This window comes from Variovorax sp. P4_D9, from assembly GCF_056401695.1.
The window spans coordinates 1-1,575 of the sequence record NZ_JBFUIU010001367.1 but is presented as its reverse complement, the minus strand read 5'-3'; the positions used below and the strand labels follow the sequence as shown (position 1 = coordinate 1,575).

The following is a 1,575-nucleotide window of genomic DNA, read 5'->3' as shown; positions in this document are numbered from 1 at the left end:
CTTTCAGGCCCTCGTCGCCCGCGACGAAGACCTGGCCGACCGGGTCCTGCGCAAGCACTTCAGCATCGGTGACGAATATCGCCGCAAGGCCGCGACCGCGCCCGGCGCACGCGCCCGGCGGTCCACGCGCGAGGACGTGGCGTGACGAGCTTCGATTTCGCGGTGGTCCTCGAACGCTGGCCGCTGTTCCTCGACGGCGCCTGGCTCACGATCCGCCTGGCGCTCGCGGCCACGCTGTCGGGCTTCGTGATCGGCACGCTGTGCGCGGCCGGAAGGCGCAGCAGCCATCGGCTGCTCCAGCGTGCCTGCGGCGCCTATGTGGAGTTGATCCGCAACACGCCGCTGCTGGTGCAGATCTTCCTCGTCTACTTCGGCTTGTCGAGCCTGGGCCTCTCGCTGTCGGCGTTCACCGTGGCGGTGATCGCGCTCGCGGTCAACGCCGGCGCCTACGCCACCGAGATCATGCGCGCGGGTTTCGACTCGGTGAATCGCAGCCAGATCGAGGCGGCCGAATGCCTCGGACTCTCGCGCCTCCAGGTGTACTGGCACGTCGTCCTGCTGCCGGCGATGGAGCGCGTCTATCCGGCGCTGACGAGCCAGTTCGTGCTGCTGATGCTGGCCTCGTCGATATGCTCGCAGATCTCGGCCGAAGAGCTCACCGCTATCGCCAACCACGTGCAGTCGGACACCTACCGGCCGTTCGAGACCTTCCTGCTGGTCGGCGCGGCCTACATCCTGCTGTCGCTGCTGATGCGGCTGGGCTTCTGGGGGCTGGGGGCACTGCTGTTCCCGCGCCGGCGCAAGCTGGGCACCGCGCTGTGATGACCGGCACGGCATTCAATGCGAACCACCTCGCGTTCCTGCTCCAGGGCGCGGGGTGGACTGTGCTGCTCTCGCTGATCGCCTTCGTGGGCGGCGGAGCGGCTGCGTTCCTGGTGGCGCTGTCGCGGGTCTCGCCCCATCGGTCGGTCCGCACGGCCGCCGGGCTCTGGGTCCAGCTGGTGCAGGGATCGCCGTTGCTGGTGATCATGTTCCTGGCCTATTTCGGCTTGCCGACCCTCGGCATCAAGGTGTCGGCACTGGCCGCCGCCGGCGTCTCGCTGACGGTCTACGTCTCAGCCTACCTCGGCGAGATCTGGCGCGCGGCCATCCAGTCGGTGCCGCGCGCGCAGTGGGAAGCCGCCGAATGCCTCGCACTGAGCACCACACAGCGCATGTTCAAGGTCGTGCTGCCGCAGGCGATCCGGCTGGCGACCCCGCCGACGGTCGGGTTCATGGTCCAGATCGTCAAGAACACCTCGCTCGCCTCGGTGGTCGGCTTCGTCGAACTCGCCCGCTCGGGCCAGATCATCAACAACTCGATCTTCGAGCCGTTCATCGTCTATCTCTTCATCGCTGCGATCTACTTCGCGCTGTGCTATCCACTGTCGCTCTGGAGCCGCCGGCTCGAGCGCAAGGCTGGCACGGCGCCCACCGAGGCGAAAGCCAAGCTTGCCCATGACCCTCTCCTCGCCCAATCCTGAGCCCGCGCCCGCGCCGGTCGTCCGCCTGCACGACGTCCACAAGAGCTTCGGT

At 67.9% G+C, this 1,575-nt stretch carries 2 protein-coding genes; both read left to right on the top strand.

Features of this window, described 5'->3' with window-relative positions; translation table 11 throughout:
- The first annotated feature begins 141 nt into the window (after positions 1-141).
- Complete coding sequence (locus AC1DY5_RS55010) at positions 142-822, top strand: amino acid ABC transporter permease (protein ID WP_478122593.1); 681 nt, start codon at positions 142-144, stop codon at positions 820-822.
- On the top strand, positions 822-1,523 hold the full coding sequence (locus AC1DY5_RS55005; RefSeq protein WP_478122594.1) for an amino acid ABC transporter permease: 702 nt from the start codon (positions 822-824) through the stop codon (positions 1,521-1,523). The genes AC1DY5_RS55010 and AC1DY5_RS55005 overlap by 1 nt, the downstream gene beginning before the upstream one ends.
- Positions 1,524-1,575 lie beyond the last annotated feature (52 nt).

Coding starts and splice junctions, on each gene's coding strand:
- AC1DY5_RS55005 (WP_478122594.1), top strand. CDS start 822: ATGACCGGCACGGCATTCAATGCGAACCACCTCGCGTTCCTGCTCCAG.